Origin of the sequence: Nocardiopsis terrae, from assembly GCF_014651695.1 — a bacterium.
Lineage (GTDB): Bacteria > Actinomycetota > Actinomycetes > Streptosporangiales > Streptosporangiaceae > Nocardiopsis > Nocardiopsis terrae.
Map to the genome: position 1 here is coordinate 143,497 of NZ_BMXJ01000007.1, position 16,451 is coordinate 159,947.

General features: G+C 71.6%; 17 protein-coding genes. 8 read left to right on the forward strand and 9 right to left on the reverse strand.

The window, feature by feature from the left end; translation table 11 throughout:
• Positions 1-26: 26 nt before the first annotated feature.
• From IE195_RS20570 to IE195_RS20580, 3 genes are all read right to left on the reverse strand, one after another.
• Positions 27-596: a DUF1707 SHOCT-like domain-containing protein gene (locus IE195_RS20570; RefSeq protein WP_191274643.1), complete on the reverse strand. Its 570-nt coding sequence runs from the start codon at positions 594-596 to the stop codon at positions 27-29.
• A gap of 98 nt (positions 597-694) precedes the next feature.
• Complete coding sequence (locus tag IE195_RS20575; RefSeq protein WP_191274063.1) at positions 695-1,138, reverse strand: RNHCP domain-containing protein; 444 nt, start codon at positions 1,136-1,138, stop codon at positions 695-697.
• Positions 1,135-1,506: an RNHCP domain-containing protein gene (locus IE195_RS20580; RefSeq protein WP_191274065.1), complete on the reverse strand. Its 372-nt coding sequence runs from the start codon at positions 1,504-1,506 to the stop codon at positions 1,135-1,137. Before IE195_RS20580 ends, IE195_RS20575 begins: the two co-directional genes overlap by 4 nt.
• 410 nt (positions 1,507-1,916) lie before the next feature.
• On the opposite strand from IE195_RS20580, the gene IE195_RS20585 reads away from it, so the two are divergent.
• The gene (locus IE195_RS20585; RefSeq protein ID WP_191274646.1) at positions 1,917-2,843 is read left to right on the forward strand and encodes an ABC transporter ATP-binding protein; all 927 of its coding nucleotides are present in this window, start codon (positions 1,917-1,919) and stop codon (positions 2,841-2,843) included.
• Entirely contained in the window at positions 2,840-3,661 is an 822-nt protein-coding gene (locus IE195_RS20590) for an ABC transporter permease (protein ID WP_191274067.1), read from the forward strand. Before IE195_RS20585 ends, IE195_RS20590 begins: the two co-directional genes overlap by 4 nt.
• 164 nt (positions 3,662-3,825) lie before the next feature.
• Here the strand turns inward: IE195_RS20590 and IE195_RS20595 are convergent, their stop codons facing one another.
• On the reverse strand, positions 3,826-5,550 hold the full coding sequence (locus tag IE195_RS20595) for a hypothetical protein (protein ID WP_191274069.1): 1,725 nt from the start codon (positions 5,548-5,550) through the stop codon (positions 3,826-3,828).
• 190 nt (positions 5,551-5,740) lie between these two features.
• The gene (glpX, locus tag IE195_RS20600) at positions 5,741-6,766 is read right to left on the reverse strand and encodes a class II fructose-bisphosphatase (RefSeq protein WP_191274078.1); all 1,026 of its coding nucleotides are present in this window, start codon (positions 6,764-6,766) and stop codon (positions 5,741-5,743) included.
• 160 nt (positions 6,767-6,926) lie between these two features.
• Between glpX and IE195_RS20605 the strand changes: the two genes are divergently transcribed.
• Entirely contained in the window at positions 6,927-7,538 is a 612-nt protein-coding gene (locus IE195_RS20605; RefSeq protein ID WP_191274648.1) for a TetR/AcrR family transcriptional regulator, read from the forward strand.
• A gap of 111 nt (positions 7,539-7,649) precedes the next feature.
• A complete protein-coding gene (locus tag IE195_RS20610; RefSeq protein ID WP_191274080.1) occupies positions 7,650-8,303 on the forward strand; it encodes a DUF4245 domain-containing protein in 654 nt (217 codons plus the stop codon).
• A 121-nt stretch (positions 8,304-8,424) separates the two neighbouring features.
• Here IE195_RS20610 and IE195_RS20615 read toward each other — a convergent pair whose 3' ends face one another.
• A complete protein-coding gene (locus tag IE195_RS20615) occupies positions 8,425-9,396 on the reverse strand; it encodes a 4-hydroxy-3-methylbut-2-enyl diphosphate reductase (RefSeq protein ID WP_191274082.1) in 972 nt (323 codons plus the stop codon).
• A gap of 297 nt (positions 9,397-9,693) precedes the next feature.
• Between IE195_RS20615 and IE195_RS20620 the strand changes: the two genes are divergently transcribed.
• The 3 genes from IE195_RS20620 to IE195_RS20630 all read left to right on the forward strand — a co-directional run bounded on the left by IE195_RS20620 (position 9,694) and on the right by IE195_RS20630 (position 12,230).
• The gene (locus IE195_RS20620) at positions 9,694-10,413 is read left to right on the forward strand and encodes a DUF8129 domain-containing protein (protein ID WP_191274084.1); all 720 of its coding nucleotides are present in this window, start codon (positions 9,694-9,696) and stop codon (positions 10,411-10,413) included.
• Positions 10,414-10,485: 72 nt separating this feature from the next.
• Positions 10,486-11,985, forward strand: a complete 1,500-nt coding sequence (gene xseA, locus IE195_RS20625) for an exodeoxyribonuclease VII large subunit (protein WP_191274086.1) — start codon at positions 10,486-10,488, stop codon at positions 11,983-11,985.
• A gap of 2 nt (positions 11,986-11,987) precedes the next feature.
• A complete protein-coding gene (locus IE195_RS20630; RefSeq protein WP_191274088.1) occupies positions 11,988-12,230 on the forward strand; it encodes an exodeoxyribonuclease VII small subunit in 243 nt (80 codons plus the stop codon).
• A gap of 39 nt (positions 12,231-12,269) precedes the next feature.
• Here the strand turns inward: IE195_RS20630 and IE195_RS20635 are convergent, their stop codons facing one another.
• Together IE195_RS20635 and IE195_RS20640 are read right to left on the reverse strand one after the other, a co-directional pair.
• Positions 12,270-12,809, reverse strand: a complete 540-nt coding sequence (locus IE195_RS20635; protein WP_191274649.1) for a DUF6542 domain-containing protein — start codon at positions 12,807-12,809, stop codon at positions 12,270-12,272.
• A gap of 192 nt (positions 12,810-13,001) precedes the next feature.
• Entirely contained in the window at positions 13,002-14,339 is a 1,338-nt protein-coding gene (locus IE195_RS20640) for a DNA recombination protein RmuC (protein ID WP_191274090.1), read from the reverse strand.
• A gap of 213 nt (positions 14,340-14,552) precedes the next feature.
• On the opposite strand from IE195_RS20640, the gene IE195_RS20645 reads away from it, so the two are divergent.
• On the forward strand, positions 14,553-15,251 hold the full coding sequence (locus IE195_RS20645; RefSeq protein ID WP_191274092.1) for an alpha/beta fold hydrolase: 699 nt from the start codon (positions 14,553-14,555) through the stop codon (positions 15,249-15,251).
• Between the two features lie 49 nt (positions 15,252-15,300).
• On the opposite strand, the gene IE195_RS20650 is transcribed toward IE195_RS20645, so the two are convergent.
• The gene (locus IE195_RS20650; RefSeq protein WP_191274095.1) at positions 15,301-16,266 is read right to left on the reverse strand and encodes an FkbM family methyltransferase; all 966 of its coding nucleotides are present in this window, start codon (positions 16,264-16,266) and stop codon (positions 15,301-15,303) included.
• Positions 16,267-16,451 lie beyond the last annotated feature (185 nt).

A 16,451-nucleotide genomic window follows, 5' to 3' on the forward strand; every position in this document is an offset into this window, starting at 1 on the left:
CAGGTCACAGGCGGCGCAGGGGAAGGTCAGCGGTTGATCTGCGGGCGGGTGCGCCGTCGGCCCAGGAAGAGGCGGCGCCTGGGGGCGCGTACGCGCACGGTGCCGAACAGGCAGAACCCGTCGATCTCCAGGACCGGCGGGTCGGACATGGTGCTGCGACGGGCGTTGGTGCTGCGTCTGCCCAGGAAGGACCAGCCCCTGATGCGCACCTCCACCCCCTCGGGGACGTCGATGACCACGCGGCCGAGGAACGTGCTGACCGTCATCCGGTGGTGGCTGTGTGTGAGCAGGGCCTGGCGCATGTCGATCTCGGTGCGCCCGACGACCGCTCCGGCCTGCTCGTCGGGGAGCGCGACCCACCGCCCCCTGCGGGTGAGCGTGGTGAACCAGCTGACCATCGGCTCGCTGTCGATCCGGACGGGTTGCTCCTCCGGGGGCAGGAGGTCGGCGGTGATCGCCGGGAGCTCGCCGAGGGTCCTGGCCTCCTGCGCCCGGTTCAGGCGCTCCTCGAACTCCTCCATGTCGAGGCGGCCGTCGGTGACGGCGGCGCGGAGTACCTCGCTGACGCGTTCACGGTCACTGTTCGAGGCCCTCATCCGGGCGGGGGAGACATCCTCACTCACGCCCGTAAGCCTAGAGGAGGAGCAGGCGGGGCCGCGGGCCCGGACTGATCCGGTCCCGCGGCCGTTTCCGGTCACAGGTGGACCAGTGCCCGTCTGGCCGCGGCGGAGGTCGAAAGCGGACGCACCGCGATCCGCACCAGGGCACGGGCGTTGTCGTCGCCCGCGATCCGGTTGGCGCTGAGTTCGCCGCACGACAGGCAGCGGTGGATGACCGACCACTCGCCGTCCGGCCGTGCGCTGACACCGGCCGCGACCATCCGGCCGCGGCAGTCGGCGGCCCGGTCGCCGGGGACCCGCGCGTCCACGTGCAGGCTGGTGAGGCAGTGCGGGCAGTGGTTGCGGTGTGCGGTGCCCACCGCCCGCACGGGAACGTCGAGCCGGCATCCGGTGCAGCGGAAGGACTCCGCGGCCGGTCCGGAGCGGCGGCCCCGCTCGCCGCGGGCCCGCAGGACGGCCTTGGGGCGCTGCCGTCTGCGTTGGTTCCGCCGGTCGTTGTTGCGCCGTCCCACGCTCACACCTCCCCGAGCAGTTCCAGCGGGAAGGGCGGTTCGGCGAGCGGCCGTACGGCGATCCGCATGAGGACGAGCGGGTTGTCGTCGTCGGCGACGGCGCTTTCGGACAACTCGTCACAGCGGACGCAGCGGTGCACGAGTCTCCACCGGTGGTCGCGAGGGACGACCACGGAGATGGGTGTCATGCGCCCCTCGCAGTCGGAGGCGCCGCTCCCGACCTGGTCGTGGACGTGCCGGGAGCTCAGGCAGCTCGGGCAGTGGCCGCGCTGCGGTCCGTCGGGGCCCGGGGCGGGCACGGACAGGCCGCAGAGCACACAGCGGAAGGCGGTGGGACGGGTGTTCTCGGTGGTGTCGGGGTCGGTGAAGGACAACCCGGGGACTCCTTGCTGGAGAGAGCTGAGAGGTCAACAGCAAGAGCGCCGAGCGGTTCTCGACGTGGGCGGGGTCCGCTCAGGCGGCCGAAGGGTTTCGGGGCAGGCGGAGGCCCGCGCGGTTGTGAGGCGCGCTCGGCGCAGTCCGGGGCATACTCACCCATCCCTTTTCGGGGGCGTCTCCGCCCCGGTCACGTGTCCGGATCCGACTTCTTGACGTTAGGTACGGGGCGGGCGCGGGCGCAACGGGTTTTCTCCGCCTGTGGACAGACCGGGCCCGGACCCCGCACGGAGCGGCGCGCCCGCGTCCGCGCCGCCGCGAAAACCGTTGGAAAAACGTCCGACCGGCTGCCTAACGTGTTCCCATGACCACACCAGAGCCCGGACGGGCCGTACCCGGGAGCGCTGCCATGACCTCCCGGGCTCCATCCGCCGTACCGGCCCTGCACCTGCGCGGCGTCGTCAAGCGTTTCGGGTCGCTGACCGCCGTTGACGGCCTCGACCTGGAGGTGCCCCAGGGCATCGTCCTCGGCCTGCTCGGGCCCAACGGTGCGGGCAAGTCCACCACCATGAAGATGCTCACCGCCCAGTCCATCGCCGACGAGGGCACCATCAGCATCCTCGGCCACGAGGTTCCCGCCGAGTCCAAGTGGGCCCGGGCCCGCATGGGTGTCGTCCCCCAGCACGACAACCTCGACGAGGAACTCACGGTCGAACAGAACCTCCGGATGTTCTCGTTCCTCTACCGGGTCCCACGCGCCCGGCGCAGGGAGGCCATCGCCCGCACCCTGCGCCTGGCCCAGCTCAGCGACCGCGGGGACACCCCCGTCGACAACCTCTCCGGCGGCATGCGCCGCCGCCTGCTCATCGTCCGCGCCCTCCTGCACCGGCCCGAGCTGGTCCTCATGGACGAACCCACCGTCGGGCTGGACCCGCAGGTGCGCCAGGAGCTGTGGGGGGTCATCTCCGCCCTGCGCGACGAGGGCGCCACCGTCCTCATGTCCACCCACTACATCGAGGAGGCCGAACGCCTCTCCGACGAGGTCGCCCTCATGGCCCGCGGCCGCGTCATCGAGCGGGGAGCCCCCGCGGACCTCGTCGCCAAGTACGCGGGGTCCACCGTCGAGGAGTACACCCCCGACGGCGAGGGGATGGCCGAAATGGAACGCCTGGTCAACGGGCACGGATTCACCACACGCCGTACCGGGACCACCCTGTCCGTGCTGCGGGCCGAGGAGATCCCGGAGTCGGTCCGGGAGCGGTTGGGCGCACCCGAGCGCCGGGCCAGCAACCTTGAGGACGTGTTCGTCACCCTGACCGGGGAGAGCGTGGAATGAGCCTGTCACAACGCCGCGACGACGCCCGGCCGGAACGGCACGCCCGGCCGGGACGCTTCGAGGCCGACGCCGTCATGGGCGTGGTCGCCCGGGAGTGGATCCTGTACGGGCAGTCCTGGCGGGCCACGACCTTCGCCGCCGTCGTCGAGCCCACCCTCTACCTGCTCTGTTTCGGCTTCGGTATGGGCGCCCTCATCGGGACCCTCGCCGGATACAGCTACATCGACTTCCTCGGCACCGGCATCGTCGCGGTGTCGGTCATGTTCCAGTCGATGATGCCGGCCGTCATCAACACCTTCATCAAGCGCCGCTTCCTGCACACCTACGAGGGCATCCTGGCCGCCCCCGTCGACGTGCGCGAACTCGTCACCGGGGAGGCGCTCTGGCTGGCCCTGCGGTCGGGGGTCTACGGCTGTGTACCGCTGCTGGTCGCGATCGGCTTCGGACTCCGGCCCGGCCCCGGGATGCTGCTGGTCCCGTTCATCGCCTTCCTCGCCGGGTTCGCCTTCGCGCTCTTCGGCATCTGGATCTCGGCGGTGATCAGCTCGGTGCGCTCCATGGACTACGTGTTCAGCGGCCTGTTCACCCCGCTGTTCCTCGTCGCGGGCACGTTCTTCCCGCTCACCGAACTGCCCGGCTGGGTCCAGACCGCCGCCATGGTCAACCCGCTCTACCACGCCGTCGAGCTGATCCGCGGCTCCGTCTTCGGCGGGCTGGACGCCCTCGCGGTGCTGGTCCACGTCGGCGTCCTGCTGGCCTTCGTCGCACTGATGTGGAACCTCGCCTCATTCCAGATGCGACGCCGGGTCGTGAACTAGGGCGTCGGCCCGGACCCGTGTGGCGGGGCGGGTGCCCGCCGGACGGGCCCCGCCGCCCACCGCGCTCGGCCGCACAGCGTGTCCGGCCAACCGAAACGCGACGGCGCGGGAGGGTTCGCCCCTCCCGCGCCGTCGACACGCTCGTCCGGCCAGCCGGCTACCGGCTACCGGTCGCCGCTGGGCGTCCAACGCAGCTCGACCACGGCGCGCTCGCCGCCGTCGACGACGCTCAGCCCCATGCCGACCGCGCCCCACTGGTCCGGGGCCTCCACCTCGTCCCGACTCAGGGCCTGGCGCAGGTCGAAGTATCCGGCCATCACCGCGTCGTCCAGATCCTGCATGGTCTGCTGGAAGACCTCGTCATCGCCCAGCCGGGCCGAGGAGCCGCCGTCTCCGTAGGTGACCACCACGGTGTCGCCGTCCGTGCCCACGTCGGGGACGGGGGAGGAGGAGTAGGGGTCGTTGGCGATCTCGTCGACGAGCCCTTCGACCGCGCTCTGGTCGCCGTCGACCGCGCGGTACTCGAAGGACGGCTCGGTGAACCCGTCCGGGTCGAAGTTGCCCAGGCCCAGGGCCGTGGAGGTGCCCAGCAGGGAGGTGAACCCGTCCGGCAGCGGGGCGCCGACGGAGTTGAAGAACGACTCCGCCTCCGAGATCTCGCTCTGCCCGACGAACGGGAGCCCGTCCTCCCACGCGGTGCTCAGGGCCTCGTCCAGGCCGCTGCCGCCGAAGGCCATCACGGAGTCCTCCGACAGGCCGCCCATGGCGTCCACGCTCGCGCCGGGGGCGTCGGCGAGCCAGGCCAGGTTCTCGTTCTCGACCTCGAAGCCGAACACGTCCATCCTGGCCTCGAGGTAGTCGCCGTCCACCCGCATGGAGGCGGTCGCCCGGCCCTCCAGGCTCTGGGCCCCGGTGCCGAATTCGGCGGCGAACTCCTCGTCGAGCCCGGTCGCCTCGCTGAGCGCGCCGAAGTCCATCCAGCCCAGGGCGATGCTGCCGTTGGGCACGCCCTGGAGGTCACCGCTGTAGGTGTCGTTGCCCTCCAGGTCGCCGTGGGCCGACATCTGGTCCCGGTACTCGTTGAGCCCGGCCTCGCTGTCGGTGAAGACCATGAAGTCGTCGGCCAGCTCGTAGTACAGGTCCTCGGAGCCGCTGATCTCGCTGAACTGCGCCTCTGCCGCCTCGGGGTCCTCGACGGCCAACGCCATCATGAAGGCCATGCCCTCCGAGGTCCCGGCCTCGGGGTCCGAGGCCGGCCAGACGGCGACCCCGCCCTTCTGCCCGATCCACTCCTCGACCGCGTCCTGTTCCACGTCGAAGGTGTCCGCGAACAGCTCGGCGAAGACGCCCGAGGTGTCCTCCTCGACCTCACCGGTCTCCTCGGTGACCTCGTCGGGGAGTTTCGAGGAGAACTGGAGCAGGTCCATGACCTGGGACCCGTCGATGTCCAGGTCCAGCTTGGCGAAGGCGATGGAGTTGCCGGGCAGGACCGACTCGGGTTGCGGGCCGCCGAAGTCGACCAGGGACGCCGCTGCCCACAGGGTGCCGCCCATGACCACGAGGGCGGCAGCCGCGGCCGCCGGGATCAGCCACCTACGGCCCCCTCCGCCACCGGACGGCGGCACCTGGCCGCCTGAGTACTGGCCGCCGTAGGGCGGCTGCCCGGGGCCGCCGGGGCCTCCGGGGCCAGCCGGGCCTCCGGGGCCCATGGGGGCACCCGGGTTGTGGGGGTGGGGGCCGCCGGGACCCGGGTACTGCGCTCCGGGCCCCGGTGGCGGGGCGAAGTGCGGCTGTCCGGGCCCCTGCTGCGGCGGGAAACCCTGACCGGGCTGCCCAGGCTGCTGCGGCGGCTGCCACTGGGGCTGCTGCTGGGGATCTGGATAGGACATCGGACCTCCGACGAGGGTGTTCACGGGACAGGCGCGGCCGCGGGGCCAGTGATGGGTCTGATGCCGTGGTGACCCGGGTGGTTCGCACACACGGCGACGGTTCCGGCTCCGCGTGCCACGGCGCCCCGCCGTGTCGGCGGGGCGCCGTGGGTTCCGGGCACCGGATGCGGGCCGCGCGGGGGAGGGGGTTCTACTCCGGGGCGGAGGTGAGGTCGACGCCGCTGTAGGCGGAGAGCTTGGTCAGGCGGTGCTCGCTCCGGACCTGGCGCACGGTGCCGCTGCGGCCGCGCATGACCAGCGAGTCGGTGGTCGCGCCGGTGGACTCGTACCGGACCCCGCCGACCAGCTCGCCCTCGGTGATACCGGTCGCGGCGAAGAACACGTCGTCGGAGGACACGAGGTCGTCGGTGTACAGCACACGGTTCAGGTCGTGGCCCGCCTCGACCGCCTTCTGCCGCTCCTCGTCGTCCTTGGGCCACAGACGGCCCTGGATGACCCCGCCCAGGCACTTCATCGCGCACGCCGTGATGATGCCCTCGGGCGTGCCGCCGATGCCCAGCATCAGGTCGACACCGGTGCCGGGACGGGCGGCCATGATGGCGCCGGCCACGTCGCCGTCGCTGATGAACTTGATCCGGGCCCCCGCGTCGCGCACGTCCTGCACGATCTGCTTGTGCCGCGGACGGTCCAGGATCACGACCGTGACGTCCTGCGGAGACTTGCCCTTGGCGCGGGCCACGGCGCGGATGTTGTCCGCGGGCGATGCGGCGATGTCCACCACGTCGGCGGCCTCGGGGCCGGTGGCCAGCTTCTCCATGTAGAACACCGCGGACGGGTCGAACATGGTGTTGCGCGGGCTCATCGCGATCACGGCGATGGCGTTGGGCATACCCATGGCGGTGAGGGTGGTGCCGTCGATCGGGTCGACCGCCACGTCCCACTCGTGGCCGCCGCCGTCGCCGACGCGCTCGCCGTTGTAGAGCATGGGGGCGTTGTCCTTCTCGCCCTCGCCGATCACCACGGTGCCGTTCATCGACACGGTGCTGATCATGTGGCGCATGCCCCGCACCGCGGCGCCGTCGGCGCCGAGCTTGTCACCCTTGCCGACCCAGCGGGCCGCGGCGAGCGCGGCGGTCTCGGTGACGCGGACCAGTTCCAGCGCGAGGTTGCGGTCGGGCGCCGGGGGCTGCGCGGGCTGACCACTGGGCTGCGACATGGACGTGACACCTTCCGTCGGGAACAGGGTGGAGTTCACCTCTTAGGGTAGTCACCCGAGGTGAGCCCCGGTCGTCACGGGCCCGGTGGGGGAGGGCGACCGCTGCGGGGGCGTTACGGTCTACGCTGGCGGGGACCCGGACAGGAGTGAGGGCGTGACAGTGGACAAGACGGACAAGCCCGCGCGGGTCTCGCCGCGGGGCGCGGCCACCCGCAGTGCCCTGCTGAAGGCCGCGGCCCAGGTGTTCCGCACCGTGGGCTTCGCGAAGGCCGGTGTGAGTGAGGTCGTCTCGGTCGCGGGGGCCAGTGTCGGCAGCCTCTACCACCACTTCACCGGCAAGGCGGATCTGTACATCGCCCTGTACGAGGAGTTCCAGCAGCGGCAGCAGGAGCGCACGCACCAGGCGGTCCGCGAGGCACGGGCCAGTGGTGAGAGTGATCCCACACGGCTGATGAACATCGCGGCGCACGCCTACCTCCTCGGCTGCATCGAGGAGCGGGAGACCGCCCGGCTGTTCTTCAGCGGGGACGGACCGCCCGGGTTCGACTACCAGCTGCGGTCCCGGCTCACCCAGTGGACCGACCGCAACGTGGCCCTGTTCCGCAAGGCGGACGAGCCCGTGGACGAGGCGCTGCTGATCGTGGTGAGCGGTTCCATGCTCCTCGCCGTCGCCGAGGTCGTCCGCCGCGACGACGCCGACGCCCACCGGCTGGCCGACGAGATCACCGGTCTGCTCACCGAACTCGAGCCCCGCAACCGCCTCCGGGACTGAGCCCGGCGGGTTCGCGCCCCGGGCCCGCCGCGGGGGCGGGGCCCAGCTCACGTGCCCTAACCGCCCCCCAGGTCGAAGCGGGCCGGGGCCTGGGGCAAGCTGGACACTGTCATGAGTGCATACAGCCGGGCCAACGCCACCTTCAAGAACTACGCCATCTCCCTCGGGGTCGTCGTCGCGATCCTGCTGGTGATGGTGTTCGTGGTCTCCACCCGATCGGGTGAACACATCCCCACCGTGGAGTACCGCCCGGACATCGAGGTGCTCCGGGACGCCGCCGACTACCCGGTGACGGCGCCCTCCGAGGATCTCCCGGAGGGATGGACGCCCACCAGTTCCACCCTGGACCTGACCGGCCCGGTCGAGTGGACCGTCGGGTTCGCCACCCCGCAGGACAGCCACGCCAGGCTGACCCAGAGCGACAGGGACCCTGACGACGTGGTGGAGGACCAGGTCAAGGACGCCGAGCCGGTCGGCACCGTCATGGTCGGCGGCCAGGAGTGGGAGCACCTGGAGTCCGAGGACTGGGGAGCCCTGGTGCTGCGCGAGGAGGACCGGACCCTGGTGATCTCCGGCAGCACCTCCGTCGACGAGTTCGCCGTCCTGGCCGAGCACCTGGAGACCTTCCCGGCCCGGGAGGCCGAGGAGGCCGACGGAGGCGAGGGGGCCGGAGCGGGTTCGGACGAGGGCTCCGGGAGCGACGAGGGCTCCGGGAACGGGGACGGCGCTGCCGGTGAGGGCGACCCGGAGGACACCGACTCCTGAGGAACCGCCCTCGGGCATCCGGCGGTCCGGGGTTCCCGGGCACCCTACACACGTCAGGGCCCCGGAGGCGCCCCCCGAAAGGGGCGGCCCTCCGGGGCCCGTCATCGTTCGCCTCCCGGACCTACTCCGCGCGCAGGTCGCGGCGCAGCTCCTTGGGCAGCGAGAAGGTGAGGGTCTCGTCGGCGGTGGTCACCGGGCTGACCGAGCCGAAGCCGTAGCCGGCCAGCTTGTCCAGCAGCTCCCGGACCAGGATGTCGGGCACCGAGGCACCGCTGGTCACACCCACCGTGGTGACGCCCTCCAGCCACGCCTCCTCCATCAGGGAGGCGTTGTCGATCAGGTACGAGGCGTCCGCCCCGGCGTCCAGGGCCACCTCGACCAGCCGCACGGAGTTCGAGGAGTTGTCGGAGCCGACCACGATCACGAGCTCGCACTCGGGCGCCATCGCCTTGACGGCCTCCTGGCGGTTGGAGGTGGCGTAGCAGATGTCGTCGCTGGGCGGCGCGAGCAGGTTCGGGAACTTCTTCCGGAGCGCGTCCACGGTCTGGGTGGTCTCGTCCACCGACAGGGTGGTCTGGGACAGCCAGGAGACGTTGTCCGGGTCGCGGACCTCGACCTTGTCGACCTCCTCCGGGCTCTCCACGATCTGGATGTGCTCGGGGGCGTGGCCGCTGGTGCCCTCGACCTCCTCGTGGCCGTTGTGGCCGATGAGGATGATGTCGCGGTCCTGACCGGCGAAGCGCTGGGCTTCCTTGTGCACCTTGGTGACCAGCGGGCAGGTGGCGTCGATGGTCTTGAGCTGGCGCCGCTCGGCCTGTTCGTGGACGGCCGGCGAGACGCCGTGGGCGGAGAAGACGACGATGGCGCCCTCGGGCACCTCCTCGGTCTCCTCGACGAAGATCGCGCCGCGTTCCTCCAGGGTGCGTACGACATGGGTGTTGTGCACGATCTGCTTGCGCACGTAGATCGGGGCGCCGTACTGCTCCAGGGCCTTCTCGACGGTGATGACCGCCCGGTCGACACCGGCGCAGTAACCCCGGGGGTTGGCGAGTAGCACACGGCGTTGGTTCGTGGCAGTCGTCATCGCACTCATGGGACACATCCTAGGTGTGATCTCGGGTTGTGCGTCCGGGTGTGGGATAGCACACCGGTCGGGGTTCACCTATCGGCGAGGCCACGGACAGGTGACGACAGGGCAACGGAATGCTCCCGACCGGGCTGCGAAGTGGCGAAATCGTTCACTTCCCACCCGCTCATACTGGTAATCCCTCCTCTATCCTGGTTCACCATCGCATCTGTTATGAGGCGGTTCGCCCTCAACTCGGCCTTGCCTGGTTTGCTGGACGCGCGCCGCCGGCCCAACGCCGAGAGCATCAGGAGCCCCCGTCCTATGTCGAACCCGACCATCGTCACGAAGCTGACCTCCCTTTTCAAGGGCGTCTTCGGGCGCAAGGACCCGGTCGTCACGACCGTGCAGGACAAGAAGGACGAGACCCCCACGGCGGAGACCGCGGAGACGGTGGACAGCACCGAGGCCCCGGCCGCTGCCGCCGAGACCGCCGCTGAGGCTCCTTCGGAGAAGACCGGAACCCCCGTGGAGAAGGAGGAGGAGAAGAAGGAGGCTCCCGCCGAGCCCGAGCAGTCCGAGACCGCTGCTGCCGGAGCCGAGCAGCCCGAGGCCGCCCCCGACGGGACCGCGCAGTCCGACGGGTCGCGGTCCGGAGACGGAGCCGAGGAGGCCGGGTCCACCGCCGCCGAGGCCGCCAAGCTGGTCGAGGAGCGCAGGGAAGGCCCCTCCGCCCCGGCCACCGCCGACGTTCCCGAGGACGGTTCCGCGCTGGCCGAGGAGATCGAGGCCGCCGAGGCGCACACCAGGGTCGCCAGCGACGAGGTCCTGGAGAAGGTCCGCAAGGGGGCCTCCCCCGCCGCCGAGGACCTGGCCGTGCCCACCTACGACGAGCTCACCCTGCCCTCCGTCCGTGCCCGCCTGCGCAAGCTCACCATCGAGCAGGTCCGCGACCTGCGTTCCTACGAGGTCGCGCACCAGAGCCGCCCCGAGTTCGTGAAGATGTACGACAACCGCATCGCCAAGCTCGAGGCCGAGGCCTGAGCGCGCCGCGGCGTGCTCCGTGGAGCCTCTCCTGCCCGGAACTGTCACCACCCTGGCCTAGGCTCTGGAGCCATGGGCATGGAGAGTTCCGCGGAGTCACCGCAACCGGTCAGGGTCGTACTCCAAGCGGTCGGCGGTTGGATCGACCGGCTGGGCGCCATCTGGGTCGAGGGCCAGATCGCCGAACTGAACTCGCGCGGCCGCATGTCCTACCTGACCCTGCGCGACCCGGTCGCCAACGCCTCCATCCGGGTGATCTGCGAGACCTCCGTCCTACGCAGGCAGGAACCGGCCCCGGGTCCCGGAGACCGCGTGGTCATGCACGCCAAGCCCGACTTCTACCAGCTCAAGGGCACCTTCTCGCTGAGGGCCAGGGAGATCCGGCACGTCGGTATCGGTGAACTCCTGGCCCGTCTGGAACAGCTGCGGCGCACCCTGACCGCCGAGGGCGTGTTCGACCCGGCCCGCAAGCGCCCGCTGCCGTTCCTGCCCAACACCGTCGGCCTGGTCTGCGGCCGTGACTCGGCAGCCGAACGCGACGTGCTGGAGAACAGCCGCCGCCGGTGGCCCGCCGTGCGCTTCGAGGTGCGCCAGGTGGCGGTCCAGGGTGAGCGTGCCACCCGTGAGGTGATCGAGGCACTGCACGAACTGGACTCGCGCCCCGAGGTCGACGTCATCGTCATCGCCCGGGGCGGGGGTTCCATGGAGGACCTGCTGCCCTTCTCCGACGAGGCCCTGGTCCGCGCCGTCGCCGCCGCGGCCACCCCGGTGGTCAGCGCGATCGGTCACGAGCAGGACGCACCCCTGCTGGACCACGTGGCGGACGTGCGGGCCTCCACCCCCACCGACGCCGCCAAGCGCACCGTCCCCGACGTGGGCGAGCAGTTGGAGATCATCCGTCAGCTCCGTGACCGCGGCCGCAGGGTCATCGGCGGCGGGCTCGACCGGGAGCTCACCTGGCTGTCGGGTATCCGGGCCCGCCCGGTCCTGGCCGACCCGGTCCGGGAGACGGAGCGGCTCACCGAGCAGGTCCTGGAGCTGCGCGACCGGGCCCGGCGGAGCCTGACCGTCTCGCTGGACCGCGCCGCCGACGGGCTCGGCCACACCGAGGCCCGGCTGCACGCCCTGTCCCCGGCCACCACCCTGGCGCGCGGTTACGCCATCGTGCAGCGCGAGGACGGCTCGGTGGTCCGTTCGGCGACCGAGCCCGCGGTGGGAGAGGTTCTGCGACTGCGCTTCGCGGAGGACGGTCTCAGGGCCACGGTCGATTCCGTGGACAGCGAGGAGGAGACCGCGGCGGTCGGGGCGACCGTGGAGCCCGCACCGGCGGAGAAGGCCGGACCGCGCGGGTCCGCCGCACCCGGGAGGACCGGTGCCGCAGGGAAGGGCGGTACCGCGAAGAGGGGCGGTACTGCGAAGAAGGCCGGTACCGGCAAGGCCGCCGGCTCTGCCAGGAAGGCCGGTACCGCGAAGAAGGCCGGCACCGCCGAGAGGACCGGTGCCTCGAAGAGGACGGGCACCGCCGAGGACACCGGCCCCGAGACCGACACCGCACAGCCCGAGGGGGAGTAGGTATGGCCGACACGAGTGAGGCCCCGGAACTGAGCTACGAGGAGAGCCGGGAGGAGTTGAACAACGTCGTCCGCAAGCTGGAGTCGGGCGGTCTCACCCTCCAGGAGTCCCTGGCGCTGTGGGAGCGCGGCGAGGAACTGGCCCGGATCTGTGAGCGCTGGCTGGAGGGCGCTCGCGCCAAGCTGGCCGCAGCCATGGACGAGCGGCGGGGCGATGAGCCCAAGGACGCCGACGCGCCCTTCTGACCCCGGCGGCCCGACTTCGGCCCCGGAGCGCTGCCGGGGCTATTCGCGGCCGTTGAGCTCGTCGCCGAGGGTGCGCAGGTTGCCGGGCAGCCCGCGGAAGACCGCGATGACCAGGACCAGCGCCGTGCCCAGGAACAGCCACGGCGCGACCTCGGCCAGTCGGGAGGCCAGGCCCAGGATGAGCACACGGGCGAAGCCCTCGTTGCCCAGGGCCAGCAGGCTCTCGGCGGCGACCACGGCGGCGAAGTAGGCGATCGGCGGGCTCACCGACAGCGACAGCAGGTCGCCGGGCCGGACGAGGGACGCGGTGACCAGGCAGGCGATGGTGAAGGCCAGGCCCGGGGCGGTGGTGACGGAGGCCAGGTGGGCGATCATGGTTCCGGCGAAGCTGAACACGACGATCAGCAGCACCCCGCCGCGCCCGGTCAGCCGGGGCGGGCGCCGGGGAGCGGCCGGGGCCGTTTTCGGTTGCCTGCGTGCCGTCCCGTCCGCGCTGGGTGCCTCCCGGCTGCGACCGCTGGACCGCACGAAGTACGGGGCCTGTCCGGGCTCCGGACCGTCCGTCTTGCGCGGGGGCATGGTCGTGCGCCTCCCAAGTTTGTTACTCACAGTGTTTAGTGTGTCACTTCTCGTGAATGTTCGGGGGTCTTTCCTGGGATCGTGTCGTCATTTCGGCCACTTGCCCCTTCCGGGGTGAACGCGGCTTCCACCCCTTGGACGCCGGGATCTCCCCGGCTGGTTCTGGCCGGTTCCGGACGGTTGACCGTTAAGTCACTCTCCGTGAAGGCTCTCGCCGTGTTCCTTTTGGGTCGAACCGTTGTGGCCGTTACCCCCATGCCGAATACCGTCGAAACCGGCGGTGCCCGTGATTCCGAGTTCCGACATATCCGATTCGACCGACGCGGGTTCGGTGAACTCCGGTGCCGTCACCGTACGCGGACGCTCCTCCACACCCGAGGGCCGCCCCAGATCGCCCTCGACCAGACCCAGCTCCCCGAACTTGCGCGCGGTCACCAGCACCCGGCTCTCCAGCGACCCCACGGTCTGGTTGTAGGCGCCCACCGTCCGGTTCAGCGCCCGGCCCAGCACCTCCACGTGCCCGCCCAGCTTCGACAACCGCGCGTGCAGCTGTTTTCCCAGGTCGAACACCTCGCGGGCGTTCTCGCTCAATGCCTCCTGCTGCCACGCGTACTGCGCCGTCCGTAGGAGCGAGATCAGCGTGGTCGGTGTCGCGATGTGCACCCGCCGCCCCATCGCGTACTCCAGCAGCTCCGGGTCGTACTCCAGCGCCGGAGCCAGGAAGGCCTCACCGGGGATGAACAGCACCACGAACTCGGGCGCGGGGGTGAAGGCCGCCCAGTACGACTTGGCAGCCAGCTGGTCCACGTGGGTGCGCACGTGCCTGGCGTGCGCCCGCAGCCTGTCCCGCGTCCCCGGCCCCTCCCCGGCCCCGACCGCGTCCAGGTAAGCGGCCAACGGCACCTTGGAGTCCACGACGACGTTCTTGCCGCCCGCCAATCGCACCACCATGTCCGGTCGCTGCGACCCGGACACCGCCTGCTCCTCGAAGTCGCAGTGCGCGACCATCCCGGCCAGCTCCGCCACCCGGCGCAACTGCAGCTCACCCCACCGGCCGCGCGCCTCCGGCCTGCGCAGCGCCGTCACCAGCGACTGCGTCTGGTCCCGCAGGCGATCCGAACCCTCACGCACGGACTCGACCTGCTTGGCCAGCTCCGCGTGCGCGGCGGCCCGCCCGGCGTCGACCTCCCTCAGCTGCGTCTCCACCCGGTTCAGGGTCGCTGTCAACGGTTCCACCATCCGCTCCACGGCACGCCGACGCTCGTCCAGGTCGCTCCCGGCCTCGGCGCTCACGGCCCGGAGCCGCCCCTCGGCGAGTTCGAGGAAACGCTGGTTGGTCTGGTCCAGGGCCTGCGCGGACAGCGCCCGGAACCGGTCCGCGAGCTGTTCCTCCACGTAGACGGCGCGCTCCTGGGCCGCTCGGGCGTCCGCTCGGGCCTCGGCGCCGCGGCCGCGGGCGAGCGTCCATCCGAGGGCGGCACCGACCGCCAGGCCGATGAGGAGCGTGAGTACGAGTGCGAGGGCGTCCATGGCGCCATGTTCTCAATCCACGGGCGCCCCGTGTCGTCAACGCGCAGGACCCCGGACGGCGGGGGCGGCGCGGAGGCCGCGGGCCGGGGCGGGCCCGTCGGCACCCGTCCCCTGACCGGAACCGGCCACCAGCGGGGGTTGTCGGGGTGGAGCCGAGGACTCACGCTTTCCGGAACCCCCGTGACACCCGCGGCCCCCGGAGAAAGGCCCCACATGCGCCTCGCCACCCATACCAGCGGAGACGGAGACCGCACCGCCCTCCTCGTGCACGGCGGGTCGGCCCTGCACCGCACCTGGCACGCCGTGGAGGACGAACTCGTCCGCCGCGGCTACCGGGTCGTCGGCGTGGACCTGCGCGGGCACGGAGACAGCCCGCGCGGCGAGTACTCGACGGAGGCGCTCCGCCAGGACCTCGTCGACACGCTGCCCGCCGGAGCCGACCTGGTCATGGGCCACTCCATCGGCTGCGTGGCCGTGTCCCTGGCGCTGGAGCACCTGCGCCCGGCCCGGGCCGTCTACGTGGACCCGGCCTTTCGCGTCCCACCCCTGCCCGACGGGACCGGGGAACGCATGCGCCGGGTGTACGCCACCGCCGACGCCGCCCGGGTACGCGAACTCCACCCGTTGTGGAGCGACGAGGACGTACGGATCGAGTTGGCGGGTTTCGCCGCCGCCGACCCGGACTTCCACACCTGGGTCGCCGAACACGTCGCCGGGACGGACAACTTCCCCAAGACCGCCGAGGTGCCCTCGCTCGCGGTGATCGCGGGGGTGGGCTCGCCGGTCGGGCCCGAGGGCGCCCGCGCCCTGGCCGACCGCGGCTTCACCGTCCGCACGGTGGAGGGGGCCGGGCACTGCATCCACCGTGACGACCTCCCGGGGCTGCTCACCGCTCTGGACGGCTGGATCTGAGCCGGTCCCGGACACGAGCGGGCCGGGCGGGCACGCCGAACTCCGTGTGTCAGGCGGGTCCGCTCCGACACTTCTTCAGGGCCTCACGCCACACGGTGACCGAATCCCAGAACCCGCTCGACGGTTCCTCCGGCGCGAGCATCCACATCCGCTCCCAGGCGGGGGAGGCCCTGCCGGAGATCTCGGTGCGGGCCTCGTAGGGCGGGGCGCCGCTGATCGGGAACCACCGGTACTCCAGCGGGTCGAGGAGGGCCATCAGGCGTTCCTCCACCCCCCGGTCGGGACGCACCTTGGTCATCACCCAGGGGCGGTAGCGCCGCAGGACCTCCAGACCCCCGGCGACCACGTCCGGTTCGGTTCCGGCGGTGTCGATCTTCACCACGGTCGGGTAGGTGGCGGCGGTCTCGTTCCAGCGCGACAGGGTGGCCGTGCGCACGGTGATGTGCGCGAACCCCAGCCGGGCGGTGCGTACGAGCCGGTTGCACATGTCGTTGTGCAGGGCCCGGCGCAGGTGTCCGGTGCCGTTGTGGTTGCTCAGGGCCAGGTCCACGACGCTGAAGCCCAGGTCGGCGGAGGCTGAGACGGACCGTGCGGCGGAGGCCAGCTCCGGGGTGGGCTCGAAGGCGAAGACGGGGCAGCGGGAGCGCGCGGCCGCCAGCATCGAGTACACCCCCACGCCCGCACCGATGTCCAGGACCGCGCCGGGACGGGTGTGGTCGAGGATCGCCATGAAGCTGGCGAGGCTGCCGGGTTCGTGTCTGGACAGGCCCGAGGCGGCCAGCCGCCGGGGAACCGTCAGGTCTCCGGGCAGTTGGAGGGTGAGTGTGTCCGGGCCGACCCTGCGCCGGTCGTCCGCGGGGCGGGGCAGGTCCAGGCAGAAGCGGCGGTTCCACGGCGGGACCCTGGACGGGTCCAGGCCGCCGAACCGTCTGGGCAGGTGGACGCGGATCTGCCGGGTGGCGAAGCGCACGATCGGGTATCGGTGCACGAACGCGCGCAGCTGGTCTTGGACCACAGTGTCTTCCCCCCAAAGGAACGGTGCCGTGGTGGCTGCTGCCGGGGCGGCGAACGCTCCGTCGCTCCTCGGGCGCGCTCCTGTGGCCCGGAGGTGTGTGCCCGGTTCCCGCCCCTGGAGCCCGGCCGCACACCGAACCTACTCTGGGTAGTGTCATGAGTGCACTGTGTTTCGGTGATTGGGTT